The sequence below is a fragment of the Clostridium puniceum genome (assembly GCF_002006345.1).
Lineage (GTDB): Bacteria > Bacillota > Clostridia > Clostridiales > Clostridiaceae > Clostridium > Clostridium puniceum.
Map to the genome: position 1 here is coordinate 15,330 of NZ_LZZM01000185.1, position 16,429 is coordinate 31,758.

The following is a 16,429-nucleotide window of genomic DNA, read 5'->3' on the forward strand; positions in this document are numbered from 1 at the left end:
AAAGAAAGAAGAATATGATATGGTAATTGAGAAATTGAGAAGAGGCATAAATTTCACCGAGAATGAAAAAATAATTTCTGAATTTATATTGAATCATCCTAATGAATTTCAAAAAATGAGTAGTGAAGAATTAGGCAAAACAACATTTACAAGTAAATCTACTGTTATTCGGTTATGTAAAAAATTGAATGTTTTAGGTTATCAAGAATTAAAAAAGGTGTTATATTCAGAGCTTAATGAGGAAAGGCTTCTTGGGAAAGAAGATGTATATCCAATTTTAAGTAAAAAAAGCACATATATAGAAATTGATATTTTGCTTCAGCAAGTGTACAAAAAAGCTATTGATGAAGTAAATTTGTCCAATAATCAAAACATTATAAATCGAATTATTAATCAAATGATTAATATGGAGAAGATAGAGTTTTATTCTACAGGTATGGGATATGCAACACTCGAAACTGTGTCTCATAAATTTAATTCTATTGGAATAGAAAGTACTGTAAGTAGTACTTTAAATGAACGATATTTAGTATCTGCTAAGAAAAAGTTTAAAATTATGGCTTTTGTATTATCTATTTCAGGAAATAACCCATTCATCATACGTACGGCAGAAGTATTAAGACATTTAGGTATATATTTAGTAGGGGTAGTAGGTCCATTATCAGATGACATATCTAAGTATTGTGATGAATTAATACATATACCAATAAGTGATTTTGTAGAAGGAATGGAAATTGTCTCCAATCAACATAGTATCAATTATATTTTTGATATGATATTTACACAAATGTTAGCAAATAAATATGAAGAGATAGTAGCTTGGCAGAAAGAAATAAGTTACGATTACCATAAAGATATATTTAAGATGACACCAAAGTGTCAAAAATGAAAAGGAAATAAAAGAAGATTATGAACCAGTAGTACAATTGGCTTCAATTATATTGTGATTTAAATAATGTGGAGTTATATTCTTATTTAAGAAGATAAACTACATTTATAAAGATGGGAGAGAGCAATATGGAAGAAGTATTAATGGAGATAATAGCGAATGCTGGAAGTGCTAGAAGTAAAGCCATGGAATCTATAGTGAAAGTTAAAAATGGACATTCAGAATTAGCAAAAAATAGTATAGAAGAAGCAAATACTTTTTTAGAAAAGGCTTATAATGTTCAAACAAAGTTAATTCAAGATGAAGTAGCTGGAAATAAAACTGAATTAAATTTATTAATGGTTCATGCTCAAGATCATTTAATGAATGCTATGACTGTAAGAGATTTAGCAGAAGAAATTGTTGAAATCTATGAAAGGTTTAGTTAGATTAAACTGGAAGGGTTGAAATGGTGTTATGAGATGAATAATACAGAGCATAGTGAGAGAGCAGCAAAAAGAAGAGAATATATACTAAGTCCAGTAGATGGAGAAGTAATTTCAGAGTCTAAAATAACAGATATGCTTTTTGGAAAGAAAGTGTTTGGAGAATATGTTTCTATTCATCCTAAAAGTAGTAAAGTATTATCTCCAGTTAACGGGATAGTTGATAAAATAGAAAAAGATGGACATTCTATTTTAATAATTTCACATTTAGGAACAAAAATATGTTTATATGTAGGAGAAGATATTAATTTATTAGAAGGAAATTGTACAAAGATATTTGTCTCAGAAGGAGATAGGGTAAGAGAAGGAGAGGTGCTCCTTATATGTGATTTTGATGAAATGGAAAGGCTGGGATATGAAACTAAAGTTATTACTGCTGTAATAAATCAAGAAAATATAATGGATATTATTACTTTATCACAGGAAAAAATAAAAGGAAAAGATAAAGCATTCGCTATTATTTTTTACCGTAGTTTGTAATTAAAGAAGGGTATATTTGTTTCAAAAAAATTCTTGATGATTTTGTAAGTTAAATTAATATATTGAATAAAGAATAAGAGAATTTTATAGGAGAGATATTATATTGCTGATGAAAGGTTTTGGGATAATTAGAGAAAAAATAATAAATAAAGAGTAACATACATAGGGGAATATGTAATGTTACTCTTTACTTTTTATATTTATGGGGTAAATATTTATGAAAAACATTTTTATTAACACTGTAATTTTATTATAAATTATTATTGTGTCAGAATAATGACAAATTTAGATTATAATAATTAGATTTTAAGTAGTAAACAATAACCAGTGTATTTAAGTATATTTTTTAAGTTAAATTTAATATATTTTCCGCTTTTATATAAAATGCAATTAACAAATATTTGAGATAACGATATATTTTAAATCCGAAAAGAGCAGAACTTCTGTTAATGTTAGAAAAAGGTACCACAATTGCTTATAATGTATGTATTATATAATACAAAAACCAAGGTTGTAATTTTATGGCTAGATAGGTCAAAGTTTAAAAGAGAAATATATTCGATTTTTAGGAGGCGAAATTATGATAAAAAGAATTAGTAAATTAAATGCATTATTGTTAACTGCTACTGCATTTGTATCAATAATACCTGCAACTTCAGCAAATGCCGCAACTAAGCTAGAAACTTTAACGGGTACTTTAGAATCAGTGCAAGCTTTCGATGGTGGGAAATATATATATGATGGTTATAAAGATAATAATCAAGATACATCAATTTATCTTTTTAATGGAACTAAAGATATTGAAATTAACAATGTTACCTCATTAGAAGGTGCTATTAAATATGGAAAGAACGATTTAAGTTTCAATAATTCAAAAAAGACATTATTAAATTTATCAACTGGAAGCGTTGAAGATGAAACAATTCAAGATAAATATAATTTTATGAAAATTAAATTATCTTCTTCAGTTATAAAAAAAGTTAAAAGATATAAGGATTTAGACTTAGCTTCTTTTAACGTAAATACAACTCAACTCAATTCAAATCAATTTGGTGATGTATGGTATGAATACTCAATTAATGACTCTAAGGTACAATATAAGGGGTATGTGTCTATAGATGGAACATATATTGATGCTAGCGAAACTGCAAATATAACTTTCTATGCTTCAAGTACAAAGAATACTTATACTTATAACAAAGTTACTTTTGATAAAATGAAAGATACTAAAAAGGTTGATGGAATCACATATTCATTAAGAGAGGGGAATACTCTATTTGCAGACTCTGGCTATATATATAGAATAGTTGAAGTTATATCTGATAATTCAATTGAAGTAGCTTCAAGATTTATTCAAAAAATAAGTAAAACAAAAGGTAATACTGTAGATGGAGCTTATATTCCAAATTCAGTTGAATCTTATGAAATATCAACATCTGATTATTCAACATTAACTAACTCAAAATCTCAAGTAAGACTTATTGATTCATCAATTTATGTAATAACAAATGAAGCAAATCAATTAAGTATATCAAAATTTGATTTAACTAAGTCAAGGGATAATTCTGATAGTTCAAAAACTTCAGATAGAATTAGTAGAGTTAAGTTGGATGATACTTATAATGATATTAAAAATGAAAATGCAACCGCTTATGATATAGATGTTAATGGGAATGTATGGATTTTATATAAGGGCTCAATAAGCAAGGTTGTAAAAGGTTCATTAAGTATTTTATATACTGTAGATAAATCAATGACTAATTTATCTGTTTACGATGATAATGATATAGTGACTTGGAATAAAGATAATGACATCTACTCAGTAGTTAATGGAAAGGCTGGAAATGGTACAGATACAGGGAAAAATCCAGTTACGACTGGATGGGTTAGTTCAAATGGGGCATGGTCATACATTAATGCAGATGGAAGTAAAGCTACTGGCTGGGTTAAAATTGGACCTACGTGGTACTTCTTAAATTCTAATGGAATAATGCAAACAGGTTGGATTAAAGATGGATCTAGTTGGTATTACTTAAATACATCAGGTGCTATGCAAACAAGTTGGATTAAAGATGGTTCATCATGGTATTATTTAAAACCATCAGGTGATATGGCAACAGGCTGGGTAAATGATGGTGGATTATGGTATTATTTAAACTCCTCTGGTGCAATGCTTTCAAATACTACTGTTGATGGATATAAATTAGGACCTAGTGGAGCTTGGATTAAGTAAGAATAAAATAAAGAAATATTGATTAATACAAAGGATGTATAAGTCAATTAAATAAAGAGTAGCACACATAGGGGAATATGTATGTTACTCTTTATTTTTTATATTTATGGGGTAAATATTTTATGAAAAAAAGATTTTACCAATCTTGTAATTTTATTATATTGTATTATTGTGTCAGAATAATGGCAAATTTAAATTAATTATATAAGTTTAATATGGTAGATGTTTAAGAAAAATAAAAGTTATTAGAGTGAAGACTACTTAATTAAATTTAGCAAGTACTATTCACTCTAATATTTACTAAATAATCATTTAGTAATAGCAACTTCTCCATTACCAATTACGGCAATGAGATCTCCATTTCTAATAGTACCTAAGTTTATAATTTCATTTAGATTATCAAATTTCTTATAGAATTTCTGATTACCGACAGAATCAATTATTAGCAAAGTTGTAGGAGGGTTTATTACAAGTTTTGCAGTAGCATTAAATTCCTGTGGAGTTGAAATATTATATATTCCTTGTTTATAAGTATCAGACACAAAAATTGCTTTTGGAATTTCTGTAAGAGCAATTGTAGATATTAAGAAAACTATTATAAAAATTTTAAATTTCATCTCATACACCTCACTATATTATATTTTGTGTGGTTTTGATGAAAATATACATTAGATTAATATAACAGTACCATTGAGAATCAAGAAGATTTATTTAAAAGAAAATATTGAAAAGAAATTCATAAGAAGCTTTTGAACGAACATAAAGAAAGAATTACAAAAATACAATTCTTTCTTTAGGCTATAAATTATGTCTAACGATTTTCATATGCTCCTAAATCTGGTGCTGCCCCTAAATAAGGTATTCCTACATCTACCCCTTTATCAATTAAATCACTAGAATTAACTAATTTGGCAAAGCCATTGTTTGGTAAGCTTCCATCTGAATTTCTTGGAGTTTTAGCTAAATTTTCAGTTAAACCAACAAAATCAGCCGCATTTGGAGTAATTTTTAAATTCCAAGTATTATTTTTTTCAACAGAACCAGTAGCAATTTCATGATCTAATGAACCACGTACAGCAAAAGATACATTATTGTCAAATTCCATGTTTGAAGCATCTTCAAACATATAATTATAACCATTTCCAAAAGAAACACAATTTTGAATAATTACGCCACCTTTATGACTATTTTGATCAAATCCTTTTTTAGATCTAAAATAGTTATCAAAGGCAACACAATTTTTAACAACATGTACACCTTTTGAACTGCCACCAGTACCATTTCCACCTAGTTTGAATCCATTTCCATTTCCTTGATATGAACTCATTTTTTTGCCCATTTTTTGTTGATATATTGCATCAAAATCTGTTTTGTCACCATTATGCCATGTCCAACAGTTAGTTATTTCAACAGGCCAATCTGTTTCGTATAAATCCCAACCATCATCTGAATTTCTCCAAGAACGACAATTTATAAACTTGTTGCCTTTTCCGTTGTGCATTTTACATGAAAATCCATCTGCATCACCACCAGCATTATCAAAATCAAAATTAAGATAAGAATCACAGTTTATTATCTCATTATTAGCACAAAGAGTTCCGTTTGGATTAACAGTTTCATGTGCAAAACCAAGTTGTATTCCAGAATCACCATTATTATGTGTTACACAATTTTCAATCTTATTGTTGTTACCTTCAATTTTTATTGCATTATCTCCTGCATATTGTATTTCTAAACCTTTCAGGTGCCAATAATTTCCTGTTAGATAAAAACCTCTTGATGCAGCAGCATAAGGTTGAAGCGAAAAATCAATAACTGGTTTTTCATCTGGGTAAGCAAATATATTGATTTGATTTGTTGAACTTCCTGATTTAACAAGATTAATTGTTGATGAATATTTATGTATACCACCTCTTAAATAAATTGTCTTGCCTGGTTGCACAACTGATACTGCATAATTTAAAGTTTTAAATGGTGCTTCCTTAGTACCTTTATTAGAATCATTTCCATCATTTGATACATAAATATCATATGGTAATTCTTGAACAGCTGCTTGTGGTGTTATTTTTGTGTCTACAATAGCAGGCTTTTCTTTCGCCATAACCATATTAAATTGTGTTGGTATTGTTGTAGTGACCGTTGCTAATAAAATAGCAGATCCCATAACTAAACTTTTAACTTTTAAACGATTTAACATTATTAGTCCTCCTACTTAAATAATTTAATATATAAGCTCTAATTAATAAAATTCATAGTTTGCAAAATTAACTTGTTTAGATTGTTCGAAATATATAATAAATTTAAATGAATAAACTTTTAGAACATACATATTTTTTAATTATTAAAAATTTTTAACTTTATATAAATATTCACATAATACATAAATTAAATAAATAACTAATCCTTTAAATATGGACAATAGTACATCAAAAGATAAAAAATAGATATTTGATAGTTTATTACTTAAAACATACTTTTTGTGACAATAATATTGAATGTCACACCAATATATGGTATATTTTTATGATGCCAACATATATTATAAAACACATTAAGACAAAATATATTTTCCTTGAGTGGAATATAATATAAAAGTTAAAGCTTAGTTACTTATATTAATTAATAGTTGTAGCTTTTGTTATTAAAAGTATTCAGAAAAGTATCAAAAATAAATTATTAATGGTTGATTATATATGATTTTAGATCCTTTCGTAGAATTATGAAAATGTGTGCATGTATTTCCCAAATCGTAGATTACTACAGGCAAGAAGGGTTTAACTAAAACGGTTAAGCCACATTTGATTTATTATTAAATATCTTTACTTTCTCAAATACTACATATAGTAACTCAAAGAATATCTTATCCTTTGTTACTACAAGTATTACTAAATAAACGCCACAACATACAATTACATCAAGTACACATGATAATATTATGCCTGATACAAATTTATTTATAAAAAAGATTATAGGAATAAATATTAAGGAGTAATATAAATATTTTAAATTTTCAAAGGCAAATAATTGTATATCGAGCTTAAGTTCCTTTTTTACTAATCTGTATTCCATTGCTATGACCACTAAATTTACAATTAGAGTTGTTCCAATTACTGTAGTTGGTGTAAATATATTAGTAATAACTAAAAGTGTATTTAATATTAAATTTAATATGCCTCCAATTAAAACTAATTTAGCATCTGCTTTTTCTTTCCCGAAAATATAAAGTATTTGATCTGCAATAATACGGTCAATTCCAATTGTTATCATATATATTGAAAATACCATTAATATTGGTACTGCAGCAAGAAATTTATTTTCACCATTTCCCATTATTAGAATAACTTGTTTGGAAATTCCAAAGAGCCCTATTGATGCTGGAAATAATAATAAAAAGTATACTTTAATTATTTTATTAAGTAATTTTAAATAAACTTCTTTTGAATGATTTTCTAAGTAATTAGAAAGTCTAGCCATAGAAACTTGAACTATTGTAAACATTAAAATATCTATCATTGACATTATTTTTTGCGCTACAGAATAATATCCTGCCTCGGTTGAACCTATATTACTATTTATCATGTTTTTATCAAGCCAGGTATATAAAATATATGTGTTAGCAAGTACCACTACTGAAAACATGGGTTTTAGATGTTTTTTTAATTGTAAGTCTGAGAAATCAAATTGTATTTTCTTTTTGATATATATAAAACTTGATATATTATTGATAAAATTTATTCCACAAGTAAGATATATGTAAAATAGAAAATCTTCTTGTGTTTTTACAAAGCATATTGTTAGAATATTATATATTATTTTAACTATCGTAGTTTTTATCGCTATAAAATCATAATTTTCTAAAGCCTCATTAATCCATTCAACATTAAACATATTGAAAACTATGTTTAATCCCATAACCATACATGTATAGAAATATCCATAATTTCTACGCAATGTAATTAGAAAAAGTACGTATAAAACTGAAATTATAGTTGTAGTAACTATAGTAATTACAAATAAACTAGTAATTGTTTGCTTTAATTTTTTTTTATCATCTCGTACCCGGCTTACTTCTCTTAATCCATATTGATAAATTCCAAAGCTTGCAAAAATCATAAAAATTGCAGTATAGTTTTCACCTATAGTTATATATCCATTTAAGTTAGGTTGGATTGCATTAAGTACGAAAGGCATTACTATTATTGGTAAAATTATATTAGATATATTTAATACTGCTTTGAAAACAGCATTTTTTGATATAGATTTAGACATAAGTACCTCCTTATCACATAATGTATTTTTAAGGTTGCAATATTATGGTAATATAGTAATTGAACTGTTTCAATTGATATATATAAATATCTAATATACTTGAAAAGTATAAAATATTGAGTTGAATATAATTCAACTTACTTGATTATCATTAGAGGATAATAATATGGAGTGATGAAATTGAATAAAGAGCTAGAAGAATTTAAAGAAATAGATGAAAAGGTCAAGAGCAAATTAAACTATATTAAAGCAAATATTGATATTATGTCCAATAATATTAATGAGGTAAAAGCATTAAAAAATGATATATATGAAAAAACTTCTAAAGTTTTTATGTACAATTTAAAAAAATTAATTCAATTAGAGTCAACACAAAAGAACTTAGCTAATAAAATTGGTATATCAGAGGATCTGCTTTCTAAGTATAAATCAGGAGATGCTTTTCCATCCATAGAAACATTACTATATATTTGTGAAGTATATAATATACGAATTGAAAAGCTTATTTCAATTCCATTAACTATGGGAGATGTTGAGAATTTAGAAAATAATAATGAGCTTGAATTTAATATATTTGAAGAGAAATATTATGTTTATTTTCTAGTGACTAACATAGCTAAAGAAGGAAGTTTACATGAAGGGATTTTCGAAATTAAAAGCGGTAATGTAAGTTTTAAGATTTGTTCTAATGATAAGGTTATTAAAAATTTTTTAGGTCAGTATACTATTTCTAATAAAATTATATTTTTCAATTTACAGAGTTCAAATGATGGAATTACATATATGAATATGATTAAACCTAATGTAAATAAAAATAAATATGTTGGTGGGTTAGCTATGATGATGCTTCCTTCCGATGCAAATAGCAAGCCATGTGTTCAAAAGATTTTGTTTAGCAAAATTAAGCTTGATAGAGATGTATATTACAATGATTTAAAGGAAATTTTAAGTTTTTCTATAGAAGGAGCAAGCTTAGGGCATGTTAAAATATCTCAATGGGAAGATGAAGCAGCTTATAATTTTATATTAAAAATTCTTTAGGTTATTAGAGAATCACATGAAATCGATGTGATATTTCACAAAAATATAAAAACTAAATACTTTTTATTTGGTTGAAGAGGTATAATATACTTGATATTATTAGTAAATAATTTAAAATATTAATATAAAGACCAAGGTGAAGAGAGGTGTAGAAATATGGAGGTTGTTTTAGAACAATTTATCCCATCAGACAGACCTAAGAGGATTAGTAATATTCTTAAAAATATATCAATTCTTTTTGGTGTACTTACATTAATGATGATATTTGGATCAATTATAATTGGAATAGCACTTGGAATAGTAGCTGTGCTATTTTTTTTAGGAAGCTATGTTATGTATGTTGATTATGAATATGAATTATATAATGGTGACATTACTGTAACAAAGGTTTATAATGCAAGCAGAAGAAAAGTTGCGCAAAAGATTAATAGAGATGATGTTAGAAGAGTATATTCTACTCAAAAGAAAGATGTGCTTAAGAATGGTGTAGCAGCATATTACAATACTAATCTAAATGGATTAAACATTTATACCTTTGAATTAAATAATAATAAAGTAGTCCAATTAGCATTAAATGAGGAAATGGAAAAGATAGTTAAAATAATTTATGTTCAAAAAATGACATATTAATAGAATTATATATTTAAGAAGTAAAGTGTGGTCTTTTAGTTATAATATGAACTGTAAAGATTACGCTTTATTTTTTTGGTAAATATCGTGCATTTAATGTCACAAGTTAGTTTAAACTGATAATGTGATATTTTTTTCATTTATTTTGTTCCATATAAATTTATGAAAAAATATGGAACTGATACCTGGGACAAAAAATAAAGTGGGTTTGAAAAAATTAAATAAGAAAATAGATAAAATCATATAGTGGAATAAATGCATATAAAGCACTTAAATACAAGGAAATAATAAGATTTTGTAGAATAAAAAAGTCAAAATAGAAAAAATAATTTATAAGTTAAAAAAATAAGCTTGACACATAATATATGGAACTGGTATCATATAATCATGAAAACGGTTTGAGATGTTAATCGAAAATTAGGAGGTAAATTATGAAAGAACAAATAGTAGCAAGAGAGATTCTTGAAAATATTGGTGGTAAAGACAATATTAAATCAATGGAACATTGTGCAACTAGATTGAGGCTAATATTAAAAGACAAAGAAAAAATTAATGAAAAAGCAATTGAAGCAATAGACGGAGTAAAAGGACAATTTTTTGCAGCAGCTCAGTATCAAATAATTCTTGGAACTGGTTTCGTAAATAAAGTTTATGATGTTATCGTTAAAGAAAATGGAGATTTAAATACCGGAAATAATAAGGAAGAAGCTTATAGTCAAATGACAACGCTTCAAAAGATTTCAAGAACCTTTGGAGATGTTTTTGTTCCGATAATTCCAGTGCTTGTTGCAACAGGATTATTTATGGGACTAAGAGGACTTATGCAAAATTTGGGAATACAAATGAATGAAAATTTCATTCTTTTTACACAAGTATTAACAGATACGGCTTTCGCATTTTTACCAGCATTAGTTGCATGGTCAACAATGAAAAAGTTTGGTGGAACACCAGTTATAGGTATAGTAATAGGTTTAATGCTTGTATCGCCAAGTTTACCAAATGCTTATGCAGTAGCATCAGGAACTGCAACACCAATAAATCTCTCTATACTAGGATTAACAGTTCCAGTTGTAGGATATCAAGGATCTGTATTACCAGCATTAGTACTTGGAATTATTGCAGCTAAAACTCAAAAAGCACTTAAAAAAGTAGTGCCAGATGTATTAGATTTAATAGTTACGCCATTTATTACATTGTTAATTTCAATGATATTAGGATTATTAATAGTTGGACCAATCATGCACAATGCTGAACAAATAATCTTTGGAGCAATCAAAGCATTTATGGGGCTTCCATTTGGAGTTGGAGGTTTGATAATCGGAGGAATTCACCAACTTATAGTTGTTACTGGAGTCCATCATGCATTAAATGCTTTAGAAGTTGAATTATTAGCAAGCACAGGAAAAGATGCGTTTAATTCAATAATAACTTGTGGCATTGTAGCACAAGGTTCAGCAGCGTTAGCAGTAGCATTTAAGACAAAAGACAAAAAGAAGCGTTCATTATATATTTCATCAGCAATTCCAGCATTTTTAGGAATCACTGAACCAGCAATTTTTGGTGTTAATTTAAGATTTATAAAACCATTTGCATTTGGTTGCGTCGGTGGAGCAGCTGGTGGTATGCTTGCAGCAATACTTAAATTAGCAGGCACAGGAATGGGAATAACAGCACTGCCAGGAATGCTATTATATGTAAACAGCTTACCAAGTTATATTTTAATTAATGTAGTAGCAATGGCAGTAGCATTTTGTTTAACTTATTTCTTCTTTAAAGCTGAAGAATAAAACTTTAAGTACAATGTGAAAATTATTATAAGATATAGAATAGATAGATTTAGCAGAAATATATATTATGGCTAAGTCTATCTAGCTATATTAAAGTAGTTATAAACTAAAATTCAATTAAAAACATGTAATTAAATATAGTTGTAAATCATATGGAACGAGTTGTAATTAAGATAAAAGATACCAATGAATAAGTTATTTTTAATAATGTGCAATAATGATATATAATAATATTAATTAAAGCTTATTTATGGAGGAAAATATGGATAGAAAAGTTACAATTCAGGATATTGCTAATATGGTTAATGTATCCAAGAGCAGTGTTTCTAGATATTTAAATGATGGATATGTCAGTGAAGAAAATGCAAAAAAAATAAAGGAAGCGATTGAGAAGACAGGATTCCAAACTAACTTTTTTGCAAAAAGGCTTAAAACTAAAAAGACTGGATTGATTGGAATTGTAATTCCAAGAATTGATTCTGTTACAGTAGGTAAATTTTTGACTGGAATTAATAAAAAGTTAAAAGAAAATAATTATCAAGGGATTATTTTAATCAGTGAATTAGATATTGAAAAAGAATTATCAAACATTAATAGTCTCCACCAACAAGGTGTTGATGGAATAGTTATTAATTCTATGGCCATTACTAAAAAACATATTGAATTAACAAGTAAACTTACTATTCCAACAATTTTTACAGGGCAAAAAAATGAATTTACTAATTATATAAAAATAGATGATTATGAAGCAGGGCAAATAATGGGCAACTATTTTAAATCTATGGGTCATACTAAGATTGCTTTTTTAGGTGTAAATGAATGGGATAAAGCAGTAGGTGTTGATAGGAAAAATGGATTTATTGATGCTGTGAAAGAGAACAATCCAAAATGTGATGTTAAATTTATAGAAACAGATTTCTCTTTCATGAATGCATATAATAAGGCAAGTGAAGTATTGGAATATAAGCCAACAGCTATAGTTTGTGCTACAGATAATATTTGCCTCGGAGTACTTAGATATCTGCATGAAAATAAAATTAAGGTACCAGAAGAAATTTCAGTAGCTGGCTTTGGTGGGTATGATATAGGTACTGTTTCATATCCAACACTTACAACTGTAGCTTTTGATTATGAATTAATTGGAACAAAGACAGCAGAAGGAATTCTGGATTTAATTGAAGGAAAAGAGTTACAAGAAAATAAGGAAGCACCTTTAAAGCTTGTAGAAAGAGAAAGTGTTCGATCTATTAAATAAAAATAGGTTTTTAAATTGTTTTCTCTATTCAATTAAATCATGTTTTCTAAAAAAGAATAATGAAAATAAATTGATATTTAAATGTAGAAAATTAATTAATAGGAGAAGAGGAAACTGATGCTAAATGAAAAATCCTACAAAAAAATAGAACAAGATTTAAATTTATATTATAGTAATAATAACAAAGATATATGGAGAAATAATTTTCATATTGAAATGCCATTTGGTTTAGTTAATGATCCAAATGGTTTAAGTTATTTCAACGATAAATTTCATATATTTTATCAATGGAATCCATTTGGATGTGAGCATAAAACAAAGCACTGGGGTCTAGTCACAACAACTGATTTTGTGAATTTTACTAAGCCTCAAATAATTTTAAAGCCAGAAGATTGGTTTGATAAAAACGGCTGTTATTCTGGATGTGGATTAGTTAAAGATGACGAATTAAAATTGTATTATACAGGAAATGTGAGAAGTGCGAGTGGTGAAAGAGAATCTTATCAATGTGTTGCTGCGTATAATAAAAATGGAATTGTTGAAAAGCAGGGGGTAATTATTGAAAAGCAGCCAGAGGGGTATACAGCTCATTTTAGAGATCCATATATTTTTATAGAAAATAAAATTTACTATATGGTATTAGGTGTTCAAAGCAATGATTTAAAGGGAAAAGTTTTGATTTATAAGTCTGAGGATGCTATGAAATGGGAACTTCTAGGAGAGTTAAAAACAGACATGAAGAATTTTGGTTACATGTGGGAATGTCCTAATTTGGTAAAGATAAATGATGAAAAATATGGATTTATTTTCTCACCACAAGGATTAGAAAGTATGGAATTTAAGTATCAAAATATATTTCAATCAGGTTATGTAATTGGCAGCCTAGATTTAAAAGAACTCAAACTTGACAATCATAGTGAATTTAAAGAATTAGATATGGGATTCGATTTTTATGCACCACAAGTATTTAACCATGATAATCAAAATTTAATGTTTGGATGGATCGGTCTTCCAGATAAGGATTTTGAATATCCAACATTTGAACATGGCTGGATGTATTCTCTAACTATTCCTAGAGTTTTAGAATATAAAAATAATGTATTGTATCAAAAACCATTTGAAAAATTAAAAAATCTAAGACAATCCCAAATTCTAAATATTAATGATTTAAGTTGTAGCGATTATAAATTAAATTTAAAATCAAGATGTGCAGAGATAATATTAAATTTAGGAATTTCTGAAACTAATATTGTACAAGTAAAGTTTAAATTTAAAGATGAATACATATTAATAACTTATGATAAAAAGAGCCAAATATGTATTATAGATAGAAGTAACATGTGCTTAGGCGGAAAAGGAATAAGAAAGTTTAAGCTAGAGACTGGGGAAGAGTTAAAGTTACATATGTTTATTGACAATTCAGTTATGGAAATATATTATCAAGATGGATTAGAAGTAACAACTTTAATGTACTTTCCAAAGGATGATAAATTAGAAATTGAAATTAAAAGTGATGATAAAATTCAAATTAATGAGTTATGTGCATGGAATTTAAGGAGTGTAAAATATGAGTAATAATATTTTTTGTATTGGAGAACTTTTAATCGACATGGTTTGTGTTGATAATAAAGGTTTGAAAAATGGTGAAAAATTTGAAAAGAAAGCAGGGGGAGCACCTGCAAATGTGGCAGCAAGTATATCAAAATTAGAAGGTAATGCGTACTTTTTAGGCCAAGTGGGGGTTGATTTCTTTGGTAAATATCTAATAGAGTTATTAGAGGATTTAAATATAAATACTGAAATGGCAGTATCTAAGGGAAGTACAACAATAGCACTAGTTGGAATTGATGAAAATGGAGAACGTAATTTTGATTTCTTAAGAGGTAGTGATGGAGAATATTCTTTTGAGAATATTGAATTATCTACGATAGATAAAGGAGATATAATTCACTTTGGTTCAGCAACAGGATTTTTAGAAGGGGAGTTAAAGAAGACATATTTTAAATTATTAGAGCATGCAAAAGCTAATAATATATATGTATCCTTTGATCCTAATTACCGTGATGCCTTAATCACAGATGACAAGTTAAAAGGATTTGTAGAAGATAGTATATCTTTCTTAAAGGCAAGTGATTTTACAAAGCTTAGTGATGAAGAATTATTACTATTAACAAATGAAAAAGACATTACTGCAGGAGTTAGTAAATTACATGAACTAGGTGTTAAGGTTGTTACTATTACTTTAGGATCTAAAGGTACTTACTTAAGTGTTAATGGAGAAAATGAAATAATTCCATCTATCAAAATAAAACAAATAGATTCAACAGGGGCTGGAGATGCATTTGTTGGAGCTGTATTAAAACAAGTTGCTGATATTGAGGAAAAGCAAAGTATAAGTTTTGAAAAGTGGAAAGATATAATTACATTTGCAAATAAAGTAGGTGCAATTACATGCACAAATTATGGTGCAATATCATCAATGCCCACATTAAGTGATTTAGATTCTCTAAAGGTATAAAATAAAGAACTTGTTTAGAGTGACTAGATAGAGCAATATAAAACTAAAATAGAAGAGGTATATTTCCTAGGAAATTAGGAATATACCTTATTTTATTCAGATTTTTTTTATTTTGCTTGGAATTATAATTAATAATAAAATAATTAAGACCATGTAGTTTTATTATTAAAGTGTATGTTAAAATGTTTTAAAAAGTAACAGATGAAATATGAGTAATTAATAAATTTGTTTATAGGAGTATAAATAATATGAGTGATTTTATGGAATTAGCAAAGGAAGAAGCTACATTAGCAATGAATAAAGGCGAGATTCCTGTGGGGGCAGTAATTGTAAAGGATGGTATTATAATAGGAAGGGCACACAATTTAAAAGAAACCTTAAATGATAGTACAGCTCATGCTGAAATTCTTGCAATTAAAGAAGCTTCAAAGAACATTGGAAATTGGAGATTAAATGGAACTGAAATGTACGTGACATTAGAACCATGCCCAATGTGTGCTAGTGCTATTTTTCAAAGCAGAATATCTAAAATCTATATAGGAACCTTTAACAAGGATATGGGTGGTTGTGGTTCTGTAATAAATCTTTTAGATAATAGAGGATTGAATTCATTTGTAGATGTTAAGTGGCTCTATGATGAGGAGTGTTCAAGGTTATTAACAAAGTTTTTTGATGAGAGAAGAAAAAAGAATTATAACTAAATTGTATTAATTACATATTTAAAAGCTAAAAAGAAAGATTTAGGAATGGAAAACTAAGAAATGATTTTCAAAATTAAGTTTACAATAAAAACAACGATTAAAATGGAAAAGGCCTATAGCTAAAAATATAAGCCTTTTACT

At 27.3% G+C, this 16,429-nt stretch carries 14 protein-coding genes; 11 read left to right on the forward strand and 3 right to left on the reverse strand.

Translation table 11 applies throughout. From position 1 onward, the window contains the following. The first annotated feature begins 19 nt into the window (after nt 1-19). The 4 genes from CLPUN_RS16265 to CLPUN_RS16280 all read left to right on the forward strand — a co-directional run bounded on the left by CLPUN_RS16265 (nt 20) and on the right by CLPUN_RS16280 (nt 4,087). A complete protein-coding gene (locus CLPUN_RS16265) occupies nt 20-889 on the forward strand; it encodes a MurR/RpiR family transcriptional regulator (protein WP_077848299.1) in 870 nt (289 codons plus the stop codon). 128 nt (nt 890-1,017) lie between these two features. Next, nucleotides 1,018-1,317, forward strand: a complete 300-nt coding sequence (locus tag CLPUN_RS16270) for a PTS sugar transporter subunit IIA (protein ID WP_077848300.1) — start codon at nt 1,018-1,020, stop codon at nt 1,315-1,317. Nucleotides 1,318-1,350: 33 nt separating this feature from the next. Beyond that, a complete protein-coding gene (locus tag CLPUN_RS16275) occupies nt 1,351-1,854 on the forward strand; it encodes a PTS glucose transporter subunit IIA (RefSeq protein WP_077848301.1) in 504 nt (167 codons plus the stop codon). 580 nt (nt 1,855-2,434) lie between these two features. Beyond that, entirely contained in the window at nt 2,435-4,087 is a 1,653-nt protein-coding gene (locus tag CLPUN_RS16280; protein WP_077848302.1) for an N-acetylmuramoyl-L-alanine amidase family protein, read from the forward strand. A gap of 308 nt (nt 4,088-4,395) precedes the next feature. On the opposite strand, the gene CLPUN_RS16285 is transcribed toward CLPUN_RS16280, so the two are convergent. The 3 genes from CLPUN_RS16285 to CLPUN_RS16295 form a co-directional block, all read right to left on the reverse strand. Next, on the reverse strand, nt 4,396-4,704 hold the full coding sequence (locus tag CLPUN_RS16285; protein WP_077848303.1) for a hypothetical protein: 309 nt from the start codon (nt 4,702-4,704) through the stop codon (nt 4,396-4,398). A 194-nt stretch (nt 4,705-4,898) separates the two neighbouring features. Then, nucleotides 4,899-6,284 (reverse strand): right-handed parallel beta-helix repeat-containing protein, encoded by a 1,386-nt coding sequence (locus tag CLPUN_RS16290; protein ID WP_077848304.1) that lies wholly within the window; start codon nt 6,282-6,284, stop codon nt 4,899-4,901. 590 nt (nt 6,285-6,874) lie between these two features. After that, nucleotides 6,875-8,356: an oligosaccharide flippase family protein gene (locus CLPUN_RS16295; protein WP_077848305.1), complete on the reverse strand. Its 1,482-nt coding sequence runs from the start codon at nt 8,354-8,356 to the stop codon at nt 6,875-6,877. A 180-nt stretch (nt 8,357-8,536) separates the two neighbouring features. Between CLPUN_RS16295 and CLPUN_RS16300 the strand changes: the two genes are divergently transcribed. The 7 genes from CLPUN_RS16300 to CLPUN_RS16330 all read left to right on the forward strand — a co-directional run bounded on the left by CLPUN_RS16300 (nt 8,537) and on the right by CLPUN_RS16330 (nt 16,288). After that, nucleotides 8,537-9,397, forward strand: a complete 861-nt coding sequence (locus tag CLPUN_RS16300; protein WP_077848306.1) for a helix-turn-helix domain-containing protein — start codon at nt 8,537-8,539, stop codon at nt 9,395-9,397. Between the two features lie 156 nt (nt 9,398-9,553). Continuing rightward, nucleotides 9,554-10,027, forward strand: a complete 474-nt coding sequence (locus CLPUN_RS16305; protein WP_077848307.1) for a hypothetical protein — start codon at nt 9,554-9,556, stop codon at nt 10,025-10,027. A gap of 431 nt (nt 10,028-10,458) precedes the next feature. After that, nucleotides 10,459-11,814, forward strand: coding sequence for a sucrose-specific PTS transporter subunit IIBC (locus tag CLPUN_RS16310; RefSeq protein ID WP_077848308.1), 1,356 nt, complete (start codon nt 10,459-10,461; stop codon nt 11,812-11,814). A 262-nt stretch (nt 11,815-12,076) separates the two neighbouring features. Further along, on the forward strand, nt 12,077-13,069 hold the full coding sequence (locus tag CLPUN_RS16315) for a LacI family DNA-binding transcriptional regulator (RefSeq protein ID WP_077848309.1): 993 nt from the start codon (nt 12,077-12,079) through the stop codon (nt 13,067-13,069). A 117-nt stretch (nt 13,070-13,186) separates the two neighbouring features. Next, a complete protein-coding gene (locus CLPUN_RS16320) occupies nt 13,187-14,644 on the forward strand; it encodes a glycoside hydrolase family 32 protein (RefSeq protein ID WP_077848310.1) in 1,458 nt (485 codons plus the stop codon). After that, entirely contained in the window at nt 14,637-15,587 is a 951-nt protein-coding gene (locus CLPUN_RS16325; protein WP_077848311.1) for a carbohydrate kinase family protein, read from the forward strand. Before CLPUN_RS16320 ends, CLPUN_RS16325 begins: the two co-directional genes overlap by 8 nt. Nucleotides 15,588-15,835: 248 nt before the next feature. Beyond that, the gene (locus CLPUN_RS16330) at nt 15,836-16,288 is read left to right on the forward strand and encodes a nucleoside deaminase (protein WP_077848312.1); all 453 of its coding nucleotides are present in this window, start codon (nt 15,836-15,838) and stop codon (nt 16,286-16,288) included. Nucleotides 16,289-16,429: the final 141 nt, after the last annotated feature.

What these genes read in the sequence shown, in the direction of transcription:
- CLPUN_RS16265 (WP_077848299.1), top strand. Translation starts at nt 20, where the DNA reads ATGGTAATTGAGAAATTGAGAAGAGGCATAAATTTCACCGAGAATGAA.
- CLPUN_RS16270 (WP_077848300.1), top strand. Translation starts at nt 1,018, where the DNA reads ATGGAAGAAGTATTAATGGAGATAATAGCGAATGCTGGAAGTGCTAGA.
- CLPUN_RS16275 (WP_077848301.1), top strand. Translation starts at nt 1,351, where the DNA reads ATGAATAATACAGAGCATAGTGAGAGAGCAGCAAAAAGAAGAGAATAT.
- CLPUN_RS16280 (WP_077848302.1), top strand. Translation starts at nt 2,435, where the DNA reads ATGATAAAAAGAATTAGTAAATTAAATGCATTATTGTTAACTGCTACT.
- CLPUN_RS16285 (WP_077848303.1), bottom strand. Translation starts at nt 4,704, where the DNA reads ATGAAATTTAAAATTTTTATAATAGTTTTCTTAATATCTACAATTGCT.
- CLPUN_RS16290 (WP_077848304.1), bottom strand. Translation starts at nt 6,284, where the DNA reads ATGTTAAATCGTTTAAAAGTTAAAAGTTTAGTTATGGGATCTGCTATT.
- CLPUN_RS16295 (WP_077848305.1), bottom strand. Translation starts at nt 8,356, where the DNA reads ATGTCTAAATCTATATCAAAAAATGCTGTTTTCAAAGCAGTATTAAAT.
- CLPUN_RS16305 (WP_077848307.1), top strand. Translation starts at nt 9,554, where the DNA reads ATGGAGGTTGTTTTAGAACAATTTATCCCATCAGACAGACCTAAGAGG.
- CLPUN_RS16310 (WP_077848308.1), top strand. Translation starts at nt 10,459, where the DNA reads ATGAAAGAACAAATAGTAGCAAGAGAGATTCTTGAAAATATTGGTGGT.
- CLPUN_RS16315 (WP_077848309.1), top strand. Translation starts at nt 12,077, where the DNA reads ATGGATAGAAAAGTTACAATTCAGGATATTGCTAATATGGTTAATGTA.
- CLPUN_RS16320 (WP_077848310.1), top strand. Translation starts at nt 13,187, where the DNA reads ATGCTAAATGAAAAATCCTACAAAAAAATAGAACAAGATTTAAATTTA.
- CLPUN_RS16325 (WP_077848311.1), top strand. Translation starts at nt 14,637, where the DNA reads ATGAGTAATAATATTTTTTGTATTGGAGAACTTTTAATCGACATGGTT.
- CLPUN_RS16330 (WP_077848312.1), top strand. Translation starts at nt 15,836, where the DNA reads ATGAGTGATTTTATGGAATTAGCAAAGGAAGAAGCTACATTAGCAATG.